This is a genomic window from Pseudomonas sp. Irchel s3a10 (genome assembly GCF_900187525.1).
Lineage (GTDB): Bacteria > Pseudomonadota > Gammaproteobacteria > Pseudomonadales > Pseudomonadaceae > Aquipseudomonas > Aquipseudomonas koreensis_G.
In genome coordinates this window covers 188,792-204,063 of sequence record NZ_FYDR01000001.1, presented here as the reverse complement: position 1 = coordinate 204,063, position 15,272 = coordinate 188,792, and the positions used below count along the sequence as shown (strand labels likewise).

Annotated in this window: 11 protein-coding genes; all 11 read left to right on the top strand. The window is 63.3% G+C overall.

The window, feature by feature from the left end; genetic code table 11:
- The first annotated feature begins 174 nt into the window (after positions 1 to 174).
- Positions 175 to 1,761: a glycogen synthase GlgA gene (gene glgA, locus CKW11_RS00965; protein WP_095135607.1), complete on the top strand. Its 1,587-nt coding sequence runs from the start codon at positions 175 to 177 to the stop codon at positions 1,759 to 1,761.
- Positions 1,762 to 1,779: 18 nt separating this feature from the next.
- The gene (treZ, locus tag CKW11_RS00960) at positions 1,780 to 3,582 is read left to right on the top strand and encodes a malto-oligosyltrehalose trehalohydrolase (RefSeq protein ID WP_095135605.1); all 1,803 of its coding nucleotides are present in this window, start codon (positions 1,780 to 1,782) and stop codon (positions 3,580 to 3,582) included.
- On the top strand, positions 3,579 to 5,657 hold the full coding sequence (gene malQ, locus CKW11_RS00955) for a 4-alpha-glucanotransferase (RefSeq protein ID WP_095135603.1): 2,079 nt from the start codon (positions 3,579 to 3,581) through the stop codon (positions 5,655 to 5,657). Before treZ ends, malQ begins: the two co-directional genes overlap by 4 nt.
- On the top strand, positions 5,654 to 8,422 hold the full coding sequence (locus tag CKW11_RS00950; RefSeq protein WP_095135601.1) for a malto-oligosyltrehalose synthase: 2,769 nt from the start codon (positions 5,654 to 5,656) through the stop codon (positions 8,420 to 8,422). The genes malQ and CKW11_RS00950 overlap by 4 nt, the downstream gene beginning before the upstream one ends.
- Positions 8,423 to 8,449: 27 nt before the next feature.
- Positions 8,450 to 8,770 (top strand): DUF2934 domain-containing protein, encoded by a 321-nt coding sequence (locus CKW11_RS00945; protein ID WP_095135599.1) that lies wholly within the window; start codon positions 8,450 to 8,452, stop codon positions 8,768 to 8,770.
- Positions 8,771 to 8,993: 223 nt separating this feature from the next.
- A complete protein-coding gene (gene glgX, locus CKW11_RS00940) occupies positions 8,994 to 11,153 on the top strand; it encodes a glycogen debranching protein GlgX (RefSeq protein ID WP_095135597.1) in 2,160 nt (719 codons plus the stop codon).
- Position 11,154: 1 nt separating this feature from the next.
- Positions 11,155 to 12,153, top strand: coding sequence for an acyl-CoA dehydrogenase family protein (locus CKW11_RS00935; protein ID WP_095135595.1), 999 nt, complete (start codon positions 11,155 to 11,157; stop codon positions 12,151 to 12,153).
- Positions 12,150 to 12,923: a PIG-L deacetylase family protein gene (locus tag CKW11_RS00930; RefSeq protein WP_095135593.1), complete on the top strand. Its 774-nt coding sequence runs from the start codon at positions 12,150 to 12,152 to the stop codon at positions 12,921 to 12,923. The genes CKW11_RS00935 and CKW11_RS00930 overlap by 4 nt, the downstream gene beginning before the upstream one ends.
- Complete coding sequence (locus CKW11_RS00925) at positions 12,920 to 13,519, top strand: SAM-dependent methyltransferase (RefSeq protein WP_095135591.1); 600 nt, start codon at positions 12,920 to 12,922, stop codon at positions 13,517 to 13,519. The genes CKW11_RS00930 and CKW11_RS00925 overlap by 4 nt, the downstream gene beginning before the upstream one ends.
- The gene (locus tag CKW11_RS00920) at positions 13,516 to 14,202 is read left to right on the top strand and encodes a glycosyltransferase family 2 protein (protein ID WP_095135588.1); all 687 of its coding nucleotides are present in this window, start codon (positions 13,516 to 13,518) and stop codon (positions 14,200 to 14,202) included. The genes CKW11_RS00925 and CKW11_RS00920 overlap by 4 nt, the downstream gene beginning before the upstream one ends.
- A 157-nt stretch (positions 14,203 to 14,359) precedes the next feature.
- Positions 14,360 to 15,118, top strand: a complete 759-nt coding sequence (locus tag CKW11_RS00915; RefSeq protein WP_095135586.1) for a PIG-L deacetylase family protein — start codon at positions 14,360 to 14,362, stop codon at positions 15,116 to 15,118.
- The last annotated feature ends 154 nt before the right edge of the window (positions 15,119 to 15,272 follow it).

The window sequence follows — 15,272 nt, the reverse complement described above, 5'->3', positions numbered from 1 at the left end:
GAAAGGCAGGGTCAACGCGAGTGGTGCAATCCTTGCAACGGCCCCTTCACCCATTCTGCTTGCACGTGTTGGGTAGCGTTTGCTCACCGATGCGTGGCGCTTTTGCGCCCGGCCACAGGATTTGGCCACAGCTTGTTCGATACAAGAATCAGATCAACGACACGGGAGATTCATATGATCAGTGCGGCATTGGATATTCAGGGAGAGCGTGCTCAGCAGGCGGTTGGTGAATCGAGCACGGTGAGTCTTCCCGGCAGCCGGTCGATCAACGTCCCGGGCACCAAAACGCTGACGCCGGTCGCCAGCCAGAATCCCAACAAGAAGAAAGTGTTGTTCGTCACCTCGGAAATCGCCGATCTGGTGAAGACCGGTGGTCTGGGGGACGTCTCCGCCGCCCTGCCCCGCGCCATGGCGCACCTGCACGATGTGCGCGTGTTGATCCCCGGTTACCCGCAGGTGATGCACAGCGAGAACCCGATCCACATCATCGGCGAACTCGGCGGCCATGCCGCGTTGCCTCCGTGCAAGATCGGCCGCATGGACATGCCGGACGGCTTGGTGATTTACGTCCTGATCTGCCCTGAACTGTATGAGCGTGAAGGCTCGCCCTACGGCGCGAACAACGGCCGCGACTGGCCGGACAACCATATCCGTTTCGCCCGTCTGGGCCTGGCCGCTGCCGACATCGCCGCCAACCTCGCACAAATTCACTGGTGCCCGGATCTGGTGCACGCCCACGACTGGCCGGCCGGTCTGGCCCCTGCCTATATGCACTGGCGCGGGCAGCGCACGCCGACCCTGTTCACCATTCACAACCTCGCCTATCAAGGCGTGACCAGCCTCGGCTCGTGCCCGGAGCTGGGTATTCCGACCCACGCCCTGCAACAGGAAGGCATGGAGTTCTACGGCAAGATGTCGTTCCTCAAGGCCGGCATGGCCTATTCGAGCCACATCACCACCGTCAGCGCGACCTATGCGCAGGAAATCACCACTCCGGATTTTGGCTGCGGTCTCGACGGTTTTCTCGCCGCCAAGACCCAGCAAGGCTTGCTCAGCGGCATCCCCAACGGCATCGACGAGAGCTGGGACGCGGCCACTGATCCGCACCTGTTCGCGCCGTTCGCCATCGGCGACTGGGAAGGCAAAGCGATCAATGCCGCCCATGTACGTGAACTGTTTGGCTTGAAAGATTCCAGCGGCCCGCTGTTCGCCGTGGTTTCGCGTCTGGTGTATCAGAAAGGCCTGGACCTGACTGAAGCGGTGTCCGAATACATCGTGCAGAACGGCGGCCAGATCGCAATCATCGGCCGTGGCGAGCCGGAAGAAGAACAGGCCATGCGTGAACTGGCGCTGCGCTTCCCCGGGCAGATCGGCGTGCGCATCGGCTTCAATGAAACCGACGCCCGGCGCATGTTCGCCGGCAGCGATTTCCTGCTGATGCCGTCGCGTTATGAACCCTGCGGCCTGAGCCAGATGTACGCCCAGCGCTTCGGCTCGTTGCCGGTGGCGCGCAATACCGGCGGCCTGGCCGACACCATCGAGAACGGCGTCACCGGTTTCCTCTTCGACGAATCCACTGTCGAGAGCTACCGCGAAGCCCTGAGCCGCGCGTTCAAGGTCTTTGCCTTTCCCGAACTGCTCAATGCCATGCGCTGCCGGGCAATGGCTGCGCCGTTCAACTGGTGCAAAGCGGTCGAACCCTACGCCGAACTCTACGAACAACTGGTCGCCAAGGCGCTGGGTAAAGCCGGCCACAAATAACTCAGGGAGCTTTTCACAATGCCGTTACGGACCCAAGAAAACTGGCCCCACGGCGCGATCATGCAGGACGCCGAACACACTCAGTTTGCGCTGTGGGCACCGGATGCGTTTTACGTCAGTGTCGAACTTGAAACCGGCCAGTCCTTGCCGATGTTACCGCAGGCCGATGGCTGGTTCGTGATCAAGACCCGGTGCCCGGCGGGCACCCGCTACCGCTTCAACATCGATGGTGAACTGGAGGTGCCCGACCCGGCCTCCCGCGCCCAGGACGGCGACCTTGACCGCCACAGCGTGGTGGTCGATCCGCTGGCCTACGACTGGCGACATACCACCTGGCACGGCCGGCCGTGGAGCGAAGCGGTGATCTACGAGCTGCATGTCGGCGCGCTCGGCGGCTTTGCCGAAGTCGAGCAGCATCTGGCGCGTCTGGTCGAGCTGGGCATTACCGCCATCGAACTGATGCCCCTGGCGCAGTTTCCCGGCACACGCAACTGGGGTTATGACGGCGTGCTGCCTTTCGCACCGCAAGCCTCCTATGGCACCCCGGAACAACTCAAACATCTGATCGACAGCGCCCACGGCCATGGTCTGGCGGTGATTCTCGACGTGGTCTACAACCACTTCGGCCCCGACGGCAATTACCTCGGGCGCTACGCCAAAGGTTTTTTCCGCGAAGACAAGCACACGCCATGGGGCGCGGCGATCGATTTCCGCCGCCGTGAAGTGCGGGACTTCTTCATTGAAAACGCGCTGATGTGGGTGCTCGAATACCGCTTCGACGGGCTGCGCCTAGACGCAGTGCACGCGATCGAAAGCCCGGATTTCCTGCCCGAACTGGCGCAGCGTATTCGTCAGCAGATCGATCCGAGCCGCCACGTCTGGCTCACCGTGGAAAACGAGCTCAATCAGTCGAGCCTGCTCGAAGAGGATTACGACGCGCAGTGGAACGACGACGGCCACAATGCCCTGCACGTGCTGCTGACCGGCGAAACCGACGCCTATTACGCTGACTATGCGCTGCAACCCACCGAGCAACTGGCGCGGTGTTTGAGCCAGGGCTTCGTGTTTCAGGGCCACATCACCCGCCACGGCGAACCGCGCGGCGAGCCCAGCGAACACCTGCCCTCCACCGCTTTCATCCTGTTCCTGCAGAACCACGACCAGATCGGCAACCGGGCCTTCGGCGAACGTCTGCATCACCTGGCCGATCCGCGCGCGGTGCAGGCTGCCACTGTGCTGTTGCTGCTGTCACCGATGATTCCGCTGATGTTCATGGGCGACGAATTCGCCGCCGAGCAACCGTTCCTGTTCTTCACCAGCCACCACGGTGAACTGGCGGATCTGGTGCGCGAAGGTCGGCGCAATGAATTCGCCGGGTTCAGCGCCTTCACCGATCCGCACAAGCGCGAGCAGATTCCCGATCCGAATGCCGAGCAGACTTTCCACGCCTCGCAGCCGCGCCTCACAGGCAGCGGCAGCGCGAAACAGCAGGAAACCCTCGCGCTGTACCGGCAACTGCTGCAATTGCGCCACCGCTACATCATTCCCCATCTGTCCGGCACCCAGGCGCTTGGGGCGCACATGCTCGGCCATGGCGCGGTCAGTGCGCGCTGGCGTCTGGGTGATGGCAGCGAGCTGCGAATTGACCTGAACCTCAGCGATACGCCAGTGGTCAACCCTGCACAGACCGACGCCGTGTGGCTGTTTCAGCAGCCGCCCGCCGTTGCCCTGTCGGAACCGGGCGTACTGCCCGCGTATTGCGCGCTTGTCAGCCTCACGGCCGCAACCCCCTTGCAACCTCTGGATGGAGAGCGCCTATGAGCGATGCGCAACTGGAAATACTCGCAAGCCGCGCCGGCCTCGCCGTCGACTGGATCGACGCCAACGGCCGCCCGCAGAAAGTCGCCCCGGCGGTGCTGCGCAATGTTCTCACCGGCCTGGGTCATCCGGCCAATACCACACAGGAAATCGACGCCAGTCTGCTGCAACTGCAGCAAGTGCAGCAGGATCGCCACCTGCCGCCACTGTTGACCGCAGATGTCGGGGTCAGCGTTGACCTGGCCCGCTATTTCGAGCCTGAAACGCCTTGCGAAATCCACCTCGAAGACGGCTCACGGCTTAACCTCAAACTCGACGCCGAAGCAAAACTGCCCGGTTTGATCCCGGTCGGTTATCAGCAGGTGCACATCGCCGATCAATATTTCACCCTGGCCGTGGCCCCCGAGCGCTGCTTCAGCGTCGGCGATGCGGTAGACAACCCGATCCCTCGCGTCTGGGGGTTGAGCGCGCAGTTGTACAGTCTGCGCCGCCCCGGCGACTGCGGCTTCGGCGACACCCAGGCGCTGGAAGAACTGGCGCGGGTGGCCGGCGAGCGCGGTGCCGATGCGCTGGCAATCAGTCCGCTGCATGCGATGTTCAGCGCCGACACCGGGCGCTACAGTCCTTATTCGCCGTCCAGTCGCCTGTTTCTCAACGCCTTGTATGCCGCACCGGGCGCCATCCTTGGCGAACGCGCACTGCGCGATGCGATCGACGCCAGCGGTCTGGCCGAGCAATTCCGGCAACTGGAAGACTTGAAGCTGATCGACTGGCCCACCGCCGCCGACGCCAAACAGAAATTGCTGCAAGCCTTGTACGACGGCTTCGTCGCGGGCGAGCATCCGTTGCATCCGGACTTCGCCAGTTTCCGCCATGCCGGTGGCGAAGCCCTGGAAAACCACTGCCGTTTCGAAGCCATTCAGGAAATGCGCGCCGCCCGTGGCGAGAGCCTCGACTGGCGCGAATGGCCGGAACACTGGCATGACCCGCGCGGCGCCGCCCTCGAAGCCTTTGCCGAGGAATACGCCGAACGCATCAGTTACTTCGCCTTTTGCCAGTGGCTGATCCACCGCTGCCTGGAGCGCGCGCAAACGGCTGCGCGCAGTGCCGGCATGGGCATCGGCCTGATCGCCGATCTCGCGGTCGGTGCCGACGGCGCCGGCAGTCAGGCCTGGAGCTTTCAGGACGAACTGCTCGCCTCGCTCACCGTCGGCGCCCCCCCAGACATTCTCAATCGCTCCGGTCAGGGCTGGGGGATTTCCGCGTTTTCCCCCGAAGGCCTGATCCGCAACGGCTTCCGTGCGTTCATCGACATGCTGCGCGCCAACTTCGCCCACGCTGGCGGGCTGCGCATCGACCATGTAATGGGCCTGCAACGCCTGTGGGTTATCCCCAACGGCGCGGCCCCGGCCGATGGCGCTTATCTGTATTACCCGTTTGACGATCTGCTGCGCCTGCTGACTCTTGAGTCCCATCGGCATCAGGCGATCGTCCTCGGCGAAGACCTCGGTACCGTGCCCGACGGTCTGCGGGAAAAACTCAGTGCGCGGGCGATCCTCGGCATGCGCGTGCTGCTGTTCGAACAGGACAACACGTATTTCAAACCGATCCTCGACTGGCCGGACAACGCGCTGGCGACCACCAGCACCCACGACCTGCCGACGCTCAACGGTTGGTGGCATGGCCGCGATATCGACTGGAACGCGCGTCTGGAATTTGTCGACCCCAACGGTGAAATCGAATGGCGTCGCCATCGCCAGCGCGAGCGCGAAGGCCTGCGCGGGGCCTTGAGCCAAGACCCGCAAAACTTCCGCGAAGAGTCCCATGAAGCCGATCAAGTGGTCGATGCCAGCGTGCGTTTCCTCGGTCATACCCGCGCACCGCTGGTGTTGCTGCCGCTGGAAGATGCGCTGGGCATCGACGAGCAGGCCAACCTGCCGGGCACCATCGACAGCCACCCGAACTGGTCGCGACGCCTGCCCGGCAACAGCGAAGCCTTGCTTGATGGCGCCGATGCCGCGCGCCGTCTGGAACTGCTGGCCTGTGCCCGCCTGCAAGCTGCCGAGCGTGACCAATGAACCAGACCCTCATCCAACCCCTGCGAGCCACCCTGCGCCTGCAATTTCACAAGGGTTTCACTCTGGAACAGGCGGTGCCGCTGGTGCCGTACTTTGCCCGCCTCGGCATCAGCCACATCTATGCCTCACCGCTGCTCGCGGCCCGCGCCGGTTCGATGCACGGCTACGACGTGGTCGACCCGACCCAGGTCAATCCGGAACTCGGCGGCGAACCGGCGCTGCGGCGTCTGGTCGGCACCCTGCGCGATCACAACATGGGCCTGATCCTCGACATCGTCTCCAATCACATGGCGGTTGGCGGTGGTGACAACCCGTGGTGGCTCGATCTGCTGGAATGGGGCCGCCTGAGTCCGTACGGCGAGTTCTTCGACATCCAGTGGCACTCACCGGACCCGTTGATGGAAGGCCAGTTGTTGCTGCCGTTTCTCGGCAGCGATTACGGTGTGGCGCTGCAGGAAGGCACGCTGAAACTGCATTTCGATGCGCAGCAAGGTCGCTTCCACGTCGAGCATTACGAGCATCACTTTCCGATCTGCCCGAATGACTACGGCGACTTGCTCAAACCGGTCGAAGCGCTGAAATCCCTGGCCGATCGTTTCAGCGCCCTGAGCTACCAGACCGACGCGCATGCGCTGGCGATGCCGCTCAAGGCTGAACTGAAAGAGCTGGCAAGCGATCCGCAGATTCTCGCCTCGATCGAGAAAATTCTCGCGCATTACGACTCCACGACTGCAGAAGGCTTCGACAAGCTGCATCAATTGCTCGAACGCCAGAGCTACCGTCTCGCCAGTTGGCGTACCGCAGCGGACGACATCAACTGGCGGCGCTTTTTCGACATCAACGAGCTCGGTGGCCTGCGCGTAGAGCGCCCCGCCGTTTTCGAAGCGACTCACGGCAAGATCTTTCAGTTGATCGCCGAAGGCCTGGTCGACGGTTTGCGCATCGACCATATCGATGGCCTCGCTGACCCGCGCGGTTACTGCCGCAAGTTACGCCGGCGCCTCGATTTGCTTGCGCCGGGTCGGCACTTGCCGATCTACGTCGAGAAGATTCTCGGCGAAGGCGAAACCCTGCGCACCGATTGGGCGGTGGATGGCAGCACCGGTTACGAGTTCATGAATCAGCTGTCGTTGCTGCAACACGACCCGGATGGCGAACACGTCCTCGGCGACCTCTGGCAACGCCGCACCGAGCGTCCGGCGGCGTTCATCGAAGAAGCGCAACTGGCGCGCCAGCAGATCCTCAACGGCTCGCTGGCCAGTGACTTCGAAAGCGTCGCCCAGGCGCTGCTGCAAGTGGCCCGGGATGACCTGATGACCCGCGACCTGACCCTCGGCGCAATCCGCCGGGTGTTGCAGGCGCTGATCGTGCATTTCCCGGTGTATCGCACTTACATCAGCGCGCTCGGGCGCTCGGCGCAGGATGAACAGTTTTTCCAGCAAGCCATGGACGGTGCCCGCCAGACCTTGGGCGAAGGCGACTGGCCGGTGCTCGATTGTGTGGCGGCCTGGCTCGGTGGCACGCCCTGGCGGCACAAGCCGCGCGGGCGCTCGCGCAAGATCCTCAAGCACGCTTGCGTACGCTTCCAGCAACTGACTTCGCCGGCAGCCGCCAAAGCCGTCGAAGACACCGCGCTGTATCGTTCGGCGGTGCTGCTGTCGCGCAATGACGTCGGCTACAACACCGAGCAGTTCAGCGCACCGGTCAGTGATTTCCATGCGGTCAATCAGCAACGGCTGGCGGCGTTCCCCGACAACTTGCTGGCCACCGCCACCCACGATCACAAACGTGGCGAAGACACCCGCGCACGACTGGGGGTGCTCAGTGAACGCAGCCACTGGTACGCCGAACAGGTCGAGTTGTGGCGCGCCCTCGCCCGGCCGTTGCGCGACGATGACCAAGTGCCGTCGTCCGGTGAAGAACTGATCCTGTATCAGGCGTTGCTCGGCAGTTGGCCGCTGCAACTGAGCGATGACGATCAGTCAGGTTTCAGCGACTACGCCGAGCGCATCTGGCAGTGGCAACAGAAAGCCCTGCGCGAAGCCAAGTTGCAAAGCAGTTGGAGCGCGCCGAATGAAACCTACGAAAACGCTGCGCAGACGTTCACCCAACGCCTGCTCACCGGTGATGAAGGTGAGCTGCTGCGTGCCGCACTGAGCAAGACCGTCAACAGCATCGCGGCAGCCGGCGCCCTTAACAGTCTGGCGCAAACCTTGCTGCGCATGACCGTGCCGGGGGTGCCGGATCTGTATCAGGGCAACGAGTTCTGGGACTTCAGCCTGGTCGATCCGGACAACCGCCGGCCGGTGGATTACGCCGCGCGTGCGCAGGCCCTGGACGGACACGCGCCGCTCCAGGAACTGCTGGCGAACTGGCGTGACGGGCGCATCAAGCAATCGCTGATCGCTCAAGTGCTGAACCTGCGGGCCGAACACGCCGAGCTGTTTCGCCGGGGCACGTATCAGGCCCTGGAGGTGCTGGGCGAGCAGGCGCACAACGTGCTCGCGTTCGCCCGTGAGCACGAGGGCCGCTACGCCATCGTGATCGTGCCGGTCCGCTGTGCGACGTTGCTGGAAAACAGTGCCATCCCTCAGGTCGATGCGCTGCACTGGGGCGACACGCGGGTGGTTTTACCGTTCGCCGCCTCCGACACAAACCTGAAGGGACTTTTTCACAGCAGCGCAGTCACAAAAAACAGGGAGCTGAACGTCAGCGCCGCGCTGGGGGATATCCCGGTCAATCTCTTTATCCAACTCTTTACGTAACGACGAGTTCAGTTCAGGAGCATTGCGATGAGTACCGACGATAAACGCATCCGCGAGTTCGCCTATCAGATCTGGGAATCGGAAGGTAAGCCGGAAGGTCACGAAGCCCGTCATTGGGAGATGGCGCGCAAACTGGCTGAAGCCGAAGCTTTGGCGCCGAAGAAATCACCGAAAGCGGCGGGCAGCAAGACCGCCGGCAAAGGCACCGACAGCAAGGCCCCGGCGGCCAAGCCCAAGGCGCCAGCGGCCGCAAAGGCCAAGCCGGCCGGCGCCGCCAAAGTCGTACCACCGGGTGAAAAAGCCGCCGAGAAAAAGCCCCGCGCCCCACGCAAGCCCCCGGCCAACTGACACACCCGGATTATTGAACTGAATGACCGTGTGGCGGGTTTGCTCGCCACCGAGGACTAACTCGTCCTCAAGAAACATACAACCTCCCTGTAGGAGTGAGCCTGCTCGCGATAGCGATGTATCAGGCGAAATCGAGATCGAATGGCAGACCGCTATCGCGAGCAGGCTCACTCCTACAAGGTTTTGTATCAGCCGAGAATTTCCCCGTTTTGCAGGAGCAATCATGACCCGTCCAAAGAATACCGAGCCCGCAGCGCACGCTGAACCTTCGAGAATCCGTGAAGGCCTGCCCTTCCCGCTCGGTGCGACCTGGGATGGTCTGGGGGTTAACTTTGCACTGTTTTCCGCCAATGCCACCAAGGTTGAACTGTGCATTTTCGACGATGCCGGCGAAGTCGAGCTCGAACGCATCGAACTGCCGGAATACACCGACGAGATCTACCACGGCTATCTGCCCGACGCCCACCCGGGGCTGATCTACGGCTACCGCGTGTATGGCCCGTATGACCCGGCCAACGGCCATCGCTTCAACCACAACAAACTGCTGATCGACCCGTACGCCAAACAACTGGTCGGCGAGTTGAAATGGTCCGAGGCACTGTTCGGCTACACCATCGGCCACCCCGACGCCGACCTCAGTTTCGATGAACGCGACAGCGCGCCGTTCGTGCCCAAGTGCAAGGTCATCGACCCGGCGCACACCTGGGGCAACGACCACCGCGTCAGCGTGCCGTGGGACAAAACCATCATCTATGAAACCCACGTACGCGGCATCAGCATGCGTCACCCTTCGGTGCCGGAGAACGTGCGCGGTACCTTTGCCGGGTTGATGGTCGACGACGTTCTTGAGCACATCCGCAAACTCGGCGTGTCGAGCGTGGAATTGCTGCCGATCCATGCCTTCGTCAATGACCAGCACCTGCTGCAAAAGGGCATGACCAACTACTGGGGCTACAACAGCATCGCCTTCTTCGCCCCGGATCCGCGTTATCTGGCCAGCGGCAAGATCGCCGAGTTCAAGGAGATGGTCGCGCACCTGCACGAGGCCAATCTGGAAGTGATCCTCGACGTGGTCTACAACCACACCGCCGAGGGCAACGAACAAGGTCCGACCCTGTCGATGCGCGGCATCGACAACGCTTCCTACTACCGCCTGATGCCGGACGATAAGCGCTACTACATCAACGATTCCGGCACCGGCAACACCCTCGACCTCAGTCATCCGTGCGTGCTGCAAATGGTCACCGACTCGCTGCGCTACTGGGCCAGCGAGATGCACGTCGACGGCTTCCGCTTCGACCTGGCAACGATTCTCGGGCGCTATCACGATGGTTTCGATGAGCGTCACAGCTTCCTCGTCGCCTGCCGCCAGGACCCGGTGCTGCGCCAGGTGAAAATGATCGCCGAGCCGTGGGACTGCGGCCCCGGTGGCTATCAGGTCGGCCACTTCCCGCCGGGCTGGGTCGAGTGGAACGACAAATTCCGCGACACCGTGCGCGCGTTCTGGAAGGGCGATGACGGCCAGGTCGCCGACTTCGCCAGTCGCATGACCGCGTCCGGCGAGATGTTCAATCAGCGCGGACGGCGGCCGTACTCGTCGGTGAACTTCATCACCGCGCATGACGGCTTCACCCTCAACGATCTGGTGTCGTACAACGACAAGCACAACGAAGCCAACGACGAGAACAACCAGGACGGCAGCAACAACAACCTGTCGTGGAACCACGGCGTCGAAGGCCCGACCGATGACCCGGAGATCAATGCACTGCGCCATCGGCAGATGCGCAACTTCTTCGCCACGCTGCTGCTGTCGCAAGGCACGCCGATGATCGTCGCCGGCGACGAATTTGCCCGCACCCAGGACGGCAACAACAACGCCTATTGCCAGGACAGCGAGATCGGCTGGGTCAACTGGGACCTGAGCGAGGACGGCAAGGCGCTGCTCAAATTCGTCAAACGCCTGATCAAGTTGCGTATGGCTTATCCGATCCTGCGCCGGGGCCGTTTCCTGGTCGGCGAGTACAACGAGGACATCGGCGTCAAGGACGTCACCTGGTTGGCGCCGGACGGCACCGAGATGACCACCGAGCACTGGCATGACGCGCACAACCGTTGCCTGGGCATGCTGCTCGACGGTCGCGCGCAGGAAACCGGGATCCGCCGCAAAGGTGCCGATGCGACGTTGCTGCTGGTGGTCAACGCCCATCACGACATCGTCAACTTCAGCCTGCCGGAGGTGCCGGAAGGCAGTTTCTGGACCTGCATGATCGACACCAATCAGCCATCGATTCGCGGTCAGGAACGCTTCGAGTTCGGCCATGAGTATTCGGTCACCGGACGTTCGCTGCTGCTGTTCGAACTGCAACGCGAAGAAGAAGACTGATATGGACCTGCACAGTTATCTGGCGCGCCGCCCGCCGGACTATCTCGACACCGCCGCACTCGGCCATTGCCTGCGGGCGCTGGTCGAGGCCGGTCTGGATCAGTTGCCGTTACCGGGCAGCGGCCGCACGCTGGAGCGTTTTCAGCGTCTGGCTGAAGTCGGCGGACATGATCTGGGCTTGTGCAAACTCTACGAAGGCCACACCGACGCATTGGCGATCATCGAACAGCTCGGTGGTTCGCCCACGCCGGGCAGCACTTGGGGCATGTGGGCGGCTGAACCACCGCAGGCGCGGGTGCAAGTGCGCCCGGCCGGGCACATGGTGCGCCTCGACGGGCGCAAGGCCTGGTGCTCCGGGGCGGCGGTGCTCAGCCATGCGCTGCTCACCGCATGGGACGCCGAGGATCGTCAGCAACTGGTCGCGGTAGCGCTGGATCAACCGGGCGTGACCATCACCGATCAGGGCTGGCAAGCGGTCGGCATGGGTGCCACCGGCAGCGTCGAAGTGTTGTTCGACGGCGCTGAAGCCCAGGCCATCGGCGAACCCGGTGACTACTTGAATCGTCCGGGTTTCTGGCAAGGCGGGATCGGCATCGCGGCATGCTGGTACGGCGCGGCGCGGCAGATCGCCGAGGCGCTACGGCAACACTGCGCGCAACGTCAGGAGCCGCACGCCCTCGCCCATCTCGGCGCGGTCGATACGGCGTTGTACGCGGCAGCCAATGTGCTGCGCTTCAGTACCTTGCACATTGATGCGCATCCCGAAGCCGATGCCGAACTGTTGGCCCGGCGCGCCCGTGCCGTGGTCGAGCAGTCGGCCGAACAAGTGATGCGCGAGACCGGTCGGGCGCTGGGTGCCGGGCCGTTCTGCAAGGATCGGCACTTCGCCCGTCTGATCGCTGATCTGCCGGTGTTCCTGCGCCAGAGCCATGCTGAGCGTGATCTGGCGGCCCTTGGCCAAACGCTGGCCGAACACCCCGAGGAGGCCTGGACGCTATGAATGCCGTGAACAAACCCGATCCGATCATCGGCCACCAAGGCACTTCGCTGCTGCAATGGCAACATTCCCGGCACCTCGCGGCGCTGGACAGCGTCGATGTCCTCAGCCTGGTGCCACCGGGCGCGCGGGCGGTGATTGTCGCCCCGCACCCGGACGACGAAGTGCTCGGCTGCGGCGGGATGTTGCAGTTGCTGGCCGCCGCCGGGCGTCAGTTGCAGTTGATCTCGGTCACCGATGGCAGCGCCAGTCACCCCGGCTCCGAGCGCTGGCCGGTGGAGCGTCTGAGCGTGGTGCGGCCGCAGGAATCAGCCGAAGCCCTGCGCCGCCTCGGCGTGCCGCTGCACCGGATGAAATGGCTGCGCGGCGGTTTCAGCGATAGCCAGGTCGCTGCGGATGAGCCGTCGCTGGTCGCGTTCATCGAACGCCACCTGCGCCCCGGCGACGTGGTGTTCAGCACCTGGTGCGAGGACGGCCACTGCGATCACGAAGCCGCCGGCCGCGCGAGTATCGAAGCCGCGCGGCGGGTCGGCGCCACTTGCCACGAATTGCCGGTATGGACCTGGCACTGGGCCTCACCCGAAGACGCCTCGGTGCCATGGCAGCGCGCGCGCAAAATTCTGTTGTCACCCGAGCAGGTGGCGCGCAAACGCCACGCGATCCATGCCTTCGCCAGTCAGTTGGAGGGCGACCCGCAAGCCGGGCTGCAACCGGTATTGGCGCCGTACGTGCTGGATCGTCTGCTGCAACCTTTCGAAGTGGTGTTTCTATGAGCGTCGATGATCGTTACTTCGACGGATTGTTCAGCGCCAATGATGATCCCTGGGCCTTCCGTGAGCGCTGGTACGAACAGCGCAAACGCGCGATCACCCTCGCCGCCCTGCCCCGTGCGCATTACCGGGCGATCTTCGAGCCCGGCTGCGCCAATGGCGAACTCAGCGCGGAACTTGCCGAGCGCTGCGACCGCCTGCTGTGTTGCGACACCGCCAGTGCCGCGGTGAATTTGGCGCGTACCCGATTGAGCCTGTTTGACCACGCCGAAGTGCGTCAGAGTCGCTTGCCCGGCGACTGGCCGGAGGAAAAATTCGACCTGATTGTATTTAGCGAAATCGGCTACTACCTCGATGCCCAGGATCTGACAGAAGTGATCCGGCGCATCAGTCAATCCCTGACCGCGGACGGCCAGTTGCTGGCCTGCCACTGGCGCCCGCCCATCGACGGCTGCCCGCTCAATGCCCGGCAGGTGCACGACCTGATCCACGAGCAATTACCGCTGCCGCGTCTGGCCTTGCATCAGGAAGCGGACTTCATTCTTGAAGTCTGGAGCCGCGAGCCGCGCTCGGTGGCCGCATTGGAGGGCCTGCGATGATCGGCATTCTGATTCCCGCGCACAACGAGCAAGACCTGCTGGAGCAGTGCCTGACTGCCGCCGTGCGCGCAAGTAAACACGGGCTGCTGGCCGGCGAACCGGTCGAAGTGCTGGTGGTGCTCGACAGCTGCACCGATCGCTCGGCGCAGATCGTCAGCGGCTTTCCGGTACTGAGCCTGCACATCGACGCGCGCAACGTCGGCCAGGCCCGGGCCGCTGGCGCGCAGGTGTTGCTGGAGCGTGGCGCGCGCTGGATCTCCTGCACCGACGCTGACAGCCGTGTGGCCGATGACTGGCTGGTGGCGCAGTTGGGGCTGGGTGCGGATGCGGTCTGCGGCACGGTGACCGTCGAACATTGGGATCCGTCATTCGACGAAAGCGCGCAAATCCGCTATTACAGCCACTATCAGGCGCGGGATGGGCATCGCCATATCCACGGCGCCAATCTTGGGGTTAGTGCCGATGCTTATCGTTGGGCCGGGGGATTCGCGCCCTTGACCTGCGATGAGGACGTGCAACTGGTGCGGCAACTGGAATTGCTCGGTGCCGACATCGCCTGGAGCCACCGTCCGCAAGTGCACACCAGCGCCCGTCTGGACAGCCGTGCCCGGGGCGGTTTCGGGGACTACCTGCGAAAATTGGTACAGTTAGACATAAAAAAAGCGGATCAGATTGATCTGTAACGCGACGAACCGGTTTTCATGAGCAATACTCTGCTGCGCGGCAATCCAGGGTTGGGAGCGTCGCACAGCAATCCATTCGCCTTCACGGGTCGAGCGCACCTGCTTTTGCACGGTGCAGATTCGGCTGAGGGCCTGACTCGACAAGGACGTAGCACCCATGAAACCGTTATTCCTCAACGAAAACCCGCCGCCGGTACAGATCTGGAACAGTGCCCCGCAGTTGGACAACATTCCCGTCATCAACACCCATAGCCTCGTTCCCCGCGGTGCTCGCGCCGTCGTCGTCGCCCCGCATCCGGGTGATGAAGTGGTGACCTGCGGCGGCCTCCTGCAATTGCTCTCCAGCCTTGGCCATCCGCTGCAACTGCTGTCGATCACTGACGGCAGCGCCAGCCATCCCGGCTCGCGACAATGGTCGGAAAAACGCCTGAGCGTGTTCCGTCCGCAAGAGAGCGTCGAAGCCCTGCGTCGGCTCGGCCTGCCGATGCACAGTCTGAAATGGGTGCGCGGCGGATTTACCGACAACGCGCTGCTCGAACGCGAGACCGAAATCACCAGCTTCATCGCGCGTTATCTGCGCCCCGGCGACGTGGTGTTCAGCACTTGGCGCAACGACGGCAACGACGACCACGAAGCGGTCGGACGTGCGAGTGCCAAAGCGGCAGCGCAAGCCGGAGCCACCTATCACGACGTGGCAGTCTGGGCCTGGCACTGGCCGGAGCGCGAGCAGAGCCTGATCCCCTGGGATCGTGCACGCAAACTGCGCCTCGACACCTGGACCGTGGCGCGCAAAAGTCACGCCACCCACGCCTATGCCAGCCAGCTCAAGGGCGAACCGGCGATCGGCATCGCGCCGATGCTGCCGCCGGTGATCCTGGAGCGCATGCGCCTGCCCTACGAAATTGTCTTCATCTGAAACACCCACCCCCTGTGGGAGCGGGCTTGCTCGCGAAAGCGTCGGTTCAGTCACCTGTGATGTTGAATGTGCCGGCCTGTTCGCGAGCGAGCCCGCTCCCACATTGATATGCGGCGAGCAAGTGGCTATGGCTCACGACCGTTCATCGCAAATA